Annotated in this window: 7 protein-coding genes; all 7 read right to left on the bottom strand. The window is 73.9% G+C overall.

Annotated elements, in window-relative coordinates:
• Positions 1-230, bottom strand: a 230-nt coding sequence (locus DVH02_RS20710; protein ID WP_407697656.1) for an alcohol dehydrogenase catalytic domain-containing protein, incomplete at its 3' end; no start/stop codon positions are given.
• A gap of 186 nt (positions 231-416) precedes the next feature.
• Positions 417-1,472, bottom strand: a complete 1,056-nt coding sequence (locus DVH02_RS20705) for a potassium channel family protein (protein ID WP_114625328.1) — start codon at positions 1,470-1,472, stop codon at positions 417-419.
• Positions 1,473-1,492: 20 nt separating this feature from the next.
• On the bottom strand, positions 1,493-3,097 hold the full coding sequence (locus tag DVH02_RS20700) for a molybdopterin molybdotransferase MoeA (RefSeq protein ID WP_114625325.1): 1,605 nt from the start codon (positions 3,095-3,097) through the stop codon (positions 1,493-1,495).
• The gene (locus DVH02_RS20695) at positions 3,094-3,996 is read right to left on the bottom strand and encodes an NTP transferase domain-containing protein (RefSeq protein ID WP_114625324.1); all 903 of its coding nucleotides are present in this window, start codon (positions 3,994-3,996) and stop codon (positions 3,094-3,096) included. Before DVH02_RS20695 ends, DVH02_RS20700 begins: the two co-directional genes overlap by 4 nt.
• 80 nt (positions 3,997-4,076) lie before the next feature.
• Entirely contained in the window at positions 4,077-5,564 is a 1,488-nt protein-coding gene (locus DVH02_RS20690; RefSeq protein ID WP_114625323.1) for a dihydrolipoamide acetyltransferase family protein, read from the bottom strand.
• Positions 5,564-6,592, bottom strand: coding sequence for an alpha-ketoacid dehydrogenase subunit beta (locus DVH02_RS20685; RefSeq protein WP_114625322.1), 1,029 nt, complete (start codon positions 6,590-6,592; stop codon positions 5,564-5,566). Before DVH02_RS20685 ends, DVH02_RS20690 begins: the two co-directional genes overlap by 1 nt.
• Entirely contained in the window at positions 6,589-7,755 is a 1,167-nt protein-coding gene (pdhA, locus tag DVH02_RS20680) for a pyruvate dehydrogenase (acetyl-transferring) E1 component subunit alpha (protein ID WP_114625321.1), read from the bottom strand. The genes DVH02_RS20685 and pdhA overlap by 4 nt, the downstream gene beginning before the upstream one ends.
• Positions 7,756-7,837 lie beyond the last annotated feature (82 nt).

Raw genomic sequence — 7,837 nt, 5'->3', positions numbered from 1 at the left:
TACCCCGGTCTTGAGTGCGCGGCGATACGCCCCGCGCACTCAAGACCGGGGTACGGGGAGGCGCCGGGCGGCGGATCGTAGAAGCCCTGGCGCTGCAACAGATCCGCGCGATTGACGGCGCTGGCCGCCACCTCGACGAGCACCTCCCCCTCGGCGGGTACGGGATCGGGCACCTCGGCCCACACGAGCGCCTCGGGGCCCCCGGGTTCCGGAATCGTGATTGCATGCATGGCGGCGAGGCTACTCCGGCGAGGACGGCTCCCGGCCGAACCCCACGGTGGGTGGCTCGGCCGGGTACAGACAGCGCGGCGGATACGCGGCGGATACGGAGAGCGGCACCCGGCATCGCATGGCGTGCGGACCGAGGTCCCGGCCCTCTCCAGGCCCTGTCTGACCCCCTCTGTCGCCCTCTGGGGTCAGTGGGAGCCGTCCGGGGCCGTGAGGCTGCTCGCGCGGACGATGGTGATCAGACGGTCGGTGAGCTGGAGCGGGCTCGCGGCCGGGTCGTCGTAGCCGAGGAGCCGGTGTCCGCGCAGGACGCTGACCACCAGGTCGTCCGTCTCCCGCACATTCCGCCCCACCTCGGCCTTTATGACCGGGCGTTCGATGAGGTCGAGGCCGCTGCCCTGCTGGATGAGGTCTTCCATCACGGTACCGGCACTGGGGCTGAGCACGGAGAGCCCGAGGAGGCGTCCGGCGGCGCTGGCGCTGGTGATGACGGCGTCCGCGCCGGACTGGCGGAGCAGTGGCGCGTTCTCCTCCTCGCGCACCGCCGCGACGATCTTCGCGCCACGGTTGAGCTGACGCGCGGTCAGCGCCACCAGTACGGCGGTGTCGTCGCGCTGGGTGGCGATGACGATCTGCCGGGCCCGCTGGAGTTCGGCACGCAACAGCACATCGCTGCGGGTGGCGTCCCCGAGGACCCCCACGAAGCCTTCGGCGTTGGCGGCTTCGATGACCTTTCCCGAGGGGTCGACGATGACTATCTGCTCCTTCTTCAGACCCGTCGCGCACAGGGTCTGCATCGCCGAGCGTCCCTTGGTGCCGTAGCCGACGATGACGGTGTGGTCACGCAAGTTGGACCTCCAGCGGTTCAGCCGCCACTCCTCGCGGGTGCGCTCCGTGAGCACCTCAAGAGTCGTACCGACCAGGATGATGAGGAAGAGGACCCGTAGCGGGGTCACCAGCAGCACATTGGCCAGCCGCGCGCCGGAGCTGTACGGAACGATGTCGCCGTACCCCGTGGTGGAGAGCGTGACGGTCGCGTAGTAGACGGAGTCGAGGAAGTCGACCGAGTTGTCCGCGTTGTCGTGGTAGCCCTCCTTGTCGATGTAGACGATGAACACCGTCAGGGCGAGCACGACCAAGGCCATCAACAGCCTTCTGCTGACCTGCCGCAGCGGCCGTACGACCTTTCGGCGCGGCAGCTTCACCCGCGCGGTGACCAGATACTCGTCCGCGTGCCTGGCCATCGCGTCGTGGCCGGGAAGTTTCACGTGAAACACCCTCCGTCGACCGATGCCGTCCAGGGCAGGTCGAGTACTTCCAGTTCGTCGCCGGGCCGCGCGCCCCCCTGCGTGACCACCGCGATCCCGTCGGAGGCGGCGATGCCTCGCAACATGGCGGGCCCGTGGAAACGTAGCGGTACGAGGCCCTCGTCACGGTAGACGAAGGGCACCAGCCGGGTGTCGTGCGGGTGACCGGGGACCGGCTCCCGCAGCGGTGCGTGGTACGGGGCCGACCGCGCCCGGCCGGACAGGGCACGCAGCAGCGGTTCGGCGAGGGTCAGCAGGCCGGATACGGCGGCGAGCGGATTGCCGGGGAGGCCCACGAGGTGGCGTCCCGAGGGCAGCCGGGCCAGCAGCATGGGGTGGCCCGGCCGGACGGCGACCCCGTCCACCAGCAGCTCGGCGCCGACCCGTGCGAGCACCGGGTGCACATGGTCGACCGGCCCCGCCGCCGTCCCTCCGGTGGTGAGGATCAGATCCGCCTCGGACGCGGTGAGGGCGCGGTGGAGCGCCTCGGCGTCGTCACCGAGGCGCCGGGTGGCGAGGACCTCGGCGCCGAGAGCGCGCAGCCAGGGCGCGATCATCGGTCCCAGGGCGTCGCGGATCAGCCCGTCGTGCGGCAGTCCCCCGGTCAGCAGCTCATCGCCGAGGACGAGAACCTCGACGCGCGGGCGCGGGACGGTCAGCAGTTCGTCGTAGCCCGCGGCAGCGGCCAGGCCCAGCACGGCGGGCGTCACCAGCGAGCCGGTGGGCAGCAGCCGGTCGCCGGAGCGGCACTCCTGGCCGCGTGACCTGATGTCCTGGCCGGGGGTCGGTTGGCGTACGGCGTGGAGATGGCCGGTGCTGTCCGTACGCGCGTGTTCGGTGCGGATCACGGCGGTGGTGTCGGCCGGGACGCGGGCGCCGGTGGCGATCCGTACGGCCACTCCGTCGGGGAGCGGCTCGGCCTCGGCCTGCCCGGCGAGTATGCCCGCCGGAGAGGTCTTCCGCGCCGGTCCCTTGGACGGCTTGCCCGGAGTCGCCTGTGTGCTCGGTGCGGCCTGTGTGCCGGACGCGTCGGACGTGCCGGACGTGCCGGGCACGGCGGACTCTGCGGACACGGCGGACGCGGCGGACGCGGCGGACGCGGCATGGACGGACCAGGGGCCCGGACCGGAGACCGCCCAGCCGTCCATGGCGGAGGTGTCGAAGGACGGCAGGTCGGTGAGCGCGGTCAGCGGCTCCGCGAGGATCAGGCCCAGCGCCCGGTCGAGGGGGACCCGGCGGGCGCGGGCGAGCTGCCCCGACTCGGTGGCACGCGCGACGCGGGACGCGAGCGCGCGGGCGGCAGACCATGGCATGGCGCCGCGGCGGTCCACCGGCGCGGCTCCGGCGGCCGGGCCCCGGCTTCCGCCTCGGCCGTGCCGGTCGCTCTGGTCGCGGTGGTCCGGCTGGTCGCGCGGCTCGCGGTCGGCGGCGCCCCGCGAGCGCTCCGTACCCCGGCCCGGGTCCTGATGGCGCGCGTGCGCCCTCGCCGCCCCTCGGCCGACGAGGGCGAGAGCGTCCTCGACCCCGTCGATCCCCTCGTCCTCACGGTCGTGGCCGCTCATCCGGCGCCGGTCCCCTCGGCCCCGCCCCCGGCACTTCCGCCGCCCGGCTTGTCCGCCCCGTCCGCCTCCTCGGCCCAGCGGAGGGCGAGCGCCGTGGCCTTGCGTGACGCCTCGGCCACTGCTTCGGGGCCGTCTCCGGCCGCCCTGCCCGCCGCGTAACCGACCAGAAAAGTCGTCAGCGGCGCGGCGGGCCTGGCGACGCCGTGCGCGGCGTCGCGGGCGAGATCGAGGAGGACATGGGTATCGACGTCCAGCTCGATACCGAGTTCGTCCTTGACTGCGGTCATCCATTCGTCCAGCACGGTCCCATGCTCTCTGATCCGGGCGCGGGCCGTGGAGATGTCCTCCCAGGTGTCGCAGTCGAAGGAGGCGAACGGGTCACCCCCGACCCGGGCGAGGTCGAGTTCCGCCGCGAGGAGCCGCAGCGGCAGACCGGCGAGGCTGCCGTACTCGGTCGCGAGAAGGGCGATCTCGCGGCGCAGCGGCTCCGCCCGGTAGGCGGCGACCAGGGGCTGGTCCCGGCCGTCCGCGTCGGTGAGCAGCGCGGCCTCGCGGCCCTCGGTGTCCAGCGTCGCGATCAGCCGCTGGACGGTCGACCGCTCCAGGAAAGGGAGATCGGCCGAGAGGACGACCACGGTCTCGGCACGGGCGTCGAGAGCCCGCACCCCCGCGTCGAGCGCGGCGAGCGGCCCACCGCCCGGCGGATCCTCGCGCGCCCAGCGCACCGGGCGCGCGGTGGGCCGTCTGCCGCCGACGACCACCGTGGTCCCGGCCTGCGCGCAGGCCCCGAGCACCCGGTCGAGCAGGCGTCGGCCCCCGATCCGTACAGCCGGTTTGTCGACCCCACCGAGCCGCTTCGCGGCACCTCCGGCGAGCACGATGGCGTCATAGGCGGTCATGGTTGAAGTATGAGCCGCCGTCCGTGTGCGAAGCACATGAGGCGGCTCCTGCCCGGACGCCCCCCGCGGGGTTCCCACCTCTACAACGTGCGCAGCAGCACCGCCGGTTGCTCGACGCAGTCCGCCACATGGCGCAGGAAACCGCCCGCCGTGCCGCCGTCGCAGACCCGATGGTCGAAGGTGAGCGACAGCTGGACCACCTGACGCACCGCCAGCTCTCCTCGGTGCACCCACGGCTTGGGCACGATCCGGCCGACTCCGAGCATCGCCGCCTCCGGGTGGTTGATGATCGGCGTGGAGCCGTCGACGCCGAACACCCCGTAGTTGTTGAGCGTGAACGTGCCGCCCGTCAGATCGGCCGGTGTCAGCCGTCCGGCCCGGCCCGCCTCCGTCAGCCGCGCGATCTCGGCGCTCAGCGACTCGGCGGAGCGCAGCTGCGCGTCCCGCACGACGGGGACGACCAGCCCCCGGTCGGTCTGGGCGGCGAACCCGAGATGCACCGCGGGCAGGCGGACGACCTCGCGGGCCGCCATGTCCACCGTCGCGTTCAGCTCGGGATGGCGGGCGAGCGCCGCGGTGCAGATCCGGGCCAGCAGGGCGAGCAGCGATATCTTCGCGCCGCCCGCCGCGTTCATCGCCGCCCTGGCGGCCATCAGCTCGGTGGCGTCCGCGTCGACCCAGCACGTCGCGTCGGGGATCTCGCGGCGGCTGCGCGCGAGCTTGTCCGCGACCGCGCCCCGTACCCCCCGCAGCGGCACCCGGGTGGCCCCGGCGTGGACGGCCCCGGCGACGGACACGGGAGCGGGAGCGGGAGAAGCGGTGACGACCGGCTCCGGCGCGGGTACGGCCACCGGCACCGCGGCCGATACGGCGGACGCGGACGCGGTCGTGCTCGCGGCGATCGCCGCGCTCTCCCTGATCACCCGCTCGACGTCGCAGCGCAGGATCAGACCGTCCGGGCCCGAGCCGGTCAGCCCGCGCAGATCCACTTCGTGCTCGCGGGCCAGTCGGCGCACCAGCGGGGAGACGACCGGCACGGGCCCCTGCGGCGGTGCCCCCGCCGTACCGTTCACCGGACCGGCCGGACCGGAGTGCGCCGCCGCACGGGACGGCCGGGCCCAGCCGTCCGGCCGTACCCGGCGGCGGCGGGCAGCCGGAGCCCCTGTCCCGTACCCGACCAGCACATTGCCCGACGCCTCCCCCGGGCCGGCCGTCGCGCCGGCCGCGGTCGGCGCCACCGGCTCGGGCGCGGCCACCGGAGCGGGCGACGGCGCGGCGGCGGGCTCGGGCGCGGCCCCGTCCGCCTCCGTCGGCCCCTGCGAGGCGCCCACCGCCACCGTCAGCAGCGGCGCGCCCACCGGCAGCTCCGTCCCCTCCTCGCCGAAGCGCGCCGTCACCACGCCCCCGTAGGGGCAGGGCACCTCGACCATCGCCTTGGCCGTCTCGACCTCGACGACCGGCTGGTCGACGGCGACGACATCGCCCACCGCCACCAGCCAGCGCACGATCTCGCCCTCGGTCAGCCCTTCTCCGAGATCGGGCAGTTTGAATTCCAGCACCTGGGCCATCAGTTCTCCGTCTCCCACTGAAGCCGCGCTACCGCGTCCAGCACCCGGTCCACTCCCGGAAGATGGTGCCTCTCCAGCATCGGCGGCGGATACGGAATATCAAATCCGGCCACCCGGAGGACCGGTGCCTCAAGGTGGTGGAAGCAGCGCTCGGTGACCCGGGCGGCGATCTCCCCGCCGGGACCGCCGAAGCCGGTGGACTCGTGGACGACGACCGCGCGCCCCGTCCGCCGTACCGACGCGGCCACCGTCTCGTCGTCGAACGGCACCAGGGAGCGCAGGTCGACGACCTCCAGGTCCCAGCCCTCCTCCTGGGCGGCCTCGGCCGCCTCCAGACAGACCGGCACGGACGGCCCGTACGTGATCAGCGTGGCGGTGCGCCCGCTCCGCCGCACGACCGCCCGGCCGATCGGCTCGACCTCGGCGGGCGCGTCCTGCGACCACGGCGCCTTCGACCAGTAGAGCCGCTTCGGCTCCAGGAAGACCACCGGATCGTCCGAGGCGATCGCGGCGCGCAGCAGCCCGTACGCGTCGGCCACCGTCGCGGGGGTGACGACATGGAGCCCCGGAGTCGCCATGTAGTACGCCTCGGAGGAGTCGCTGTGGTGCTCGACGCCGCCGATCCCGCCGCCGTACGGCACCCGCACGGTGATCGGCAGGGGCATCGCCCCGCGCGTGCGGTTGCGCATCTTCGCCACGTGGCTGATGAGCTGTTCGAACGACGGATAGGCGAAGGCGTCGAACTGCATCTCCACGACGGGCCTCAGCCCGTACATCGCCATCCCCACGGCCGCGCCCAGGATGCCCGCCTCCGCGAGCGGGGTGTCCGTGCAGCGCTCGTCCCCGAACTCCGCCGCGAGCCCGTCGGTGATCCGGAAGACACCGCCGAGCGTACCGACGTCCTCTCCGAGGACGTGCACCGACGGGTCCGCGGCCATCGCGTCGCGCATCGCGCGCCGCAGCGCCTGTGCCATGGTGGCGGGCTTGGCGGCCTCGGCCGCGAGGGGAAGCGTCCCGACGCCGGTCATCGCTGGTCACCGGCCCCTTCACCGGCGGAGGCGGCCAGCTCGGCGCGGAGCTGGGCCTCCTGCTCGCGCAGCTGGGACGTGCGCTCCGCGTGGACATGGGCGAACAGGTCCATCGGGTCGAGCGCCGGCTCCGCGTTCATCCGCTCGCGCAGCCGCGCGGCCATCTCCTCGGCCGCCTCGGCGACCTCGGCGATGCCCTCCTCGTCGAGCAGCCCGCGCCGCGTCAACTCGTGCTCCAGCAGCCGGATCGGGTCGTGCGCCCGCCAGGTATCGACCTCCTGCGCGTCCCGGTAGCGCGTGGCGTCGTCGGCGTTCGTATGGGCGTCGACGCGGTAGGTCACGGCCTCGACCAGGGTCGGCCCCTCGCCACGCCTCGCGCGCTCCATGGCCTGCCCGAGCACCGTGTGCACCGCCACCGCGTCGTTCCCGTCGACCAGCCGGCCCGGCATGCCGTACCCGACGGCCTTGTGGGCCAGGGAGGGCGCCGCGCTCTGCTTGGCGAGCGGCACCGAGATGGCGAAGCCGTTGTTCTGGACGAGGAAGACGACGGGAGCGCGCCAGACGGCCGCGAAGTTGAGCGCCTCGTGGAAGTCGCCCTCGCTGGTGCCACCGTCGCCCACCAGCGCGAGCGCCACCACGTCGTCGCCCTTGAGCCGGGCCGCGTGCGCCAGCCCGACGGCGTGCGGCAGCTGGGTGGCGAGCGGCGTGGACAGCGGGGCGACACGGTGCTCGTGGGGGTCGTAGCCGGTGTGCCAGTCGCCGCGCAGCAGCGTCAGAGCCTGCACGGGGTCGAGCCCGCGCGCCACGACCGCCAGGGTGTCGCGGTAGCTGGGGAAGAGCCAGTCCTGTGCGCGCAGCACCAGCGCGGCGGCCACCTCGCACGCCTCCTGGCCGGTGCTCGACGGATAGACCGCGAGCCTGCCCTGCTTGGTGAGCGCCGTGGCCTGCGTGTTGTACCTGCGGCCGCGGACCAGCTCGGTGTAGAGCCGCAGCAGCAGCGCGGGATCCGCGTCCGCGGCGGCGTCCGTCCCCAGCGCCCGGTACGGCTCGGGGTCGGGGAGCAGCGGTGCGGGATCGGTGCGCGGCCGCCAGGCCGGGGGCGGGGTGGGCCGGTAGGCCGCGGCGGCGGGCAGCTCCTGGACCGACGTACTGCTTTTCTTCACGCGCGTGCACCTCCTCGTGGGAGCGGGCAGACGGGGTGCCTGAATGTGGCACGCCTCACCTACCGATTGTTCGGTCGTCGGG

The sequence above is a fragment of the Streptomyces corynorhini genome (genome assembly GCF_003346515.1).
GTDB lineage: Bacteria > Actinomycetota > Actinomycetes > Streptomycetales > Streptomycetaceae > Streptomyces > Streptomyces corynorhini.
This window is presented reverse-complemented; position numbering and strand designations above follow the sequence as displayed.

Excerpts from the sequence above, each read along its gene's own strand:
- DVH02_RS20695 (WP_114625324.1), bottom strand. The coding sequence starts at position 3,996 with ATGACCGCCTATGACGCCATCGTGCTCGCCGGAGGTGCCGCGAAGCGG.
- DVH02_RS20700 (WP_114625325.1), bottom strand. The coding sequence starts at position 3,097 with ATGAGCGGCCACGACCGTGAGGACGAGGGGATCGACGGGGTCGAGGAC.
- DVH02_RS20685 (WP_114625322.1), bottom strand. The coding sequence starts at position 6,592 with ATGACCGGCGTCGGGACGCTTCCCCTCGCGGCCGAGGCCGCCAAGCCC.
- DVH02_RS20705 (WP_114625328.1), bottom strand. The coding sequence starts at position 1,472 with ATGGCCAGGCACGCGGACGAGTATCTGGTCACCGCGCGGGTGAAGCTG.
- DVH02_RS20690 (WP_114625323.1), bottom strand. The coding sequence starts at position 5,564 with ATGGCCCAGGTGCTGGAATTCAAACTGCCCGATCTCGGAGAAGGGCTG.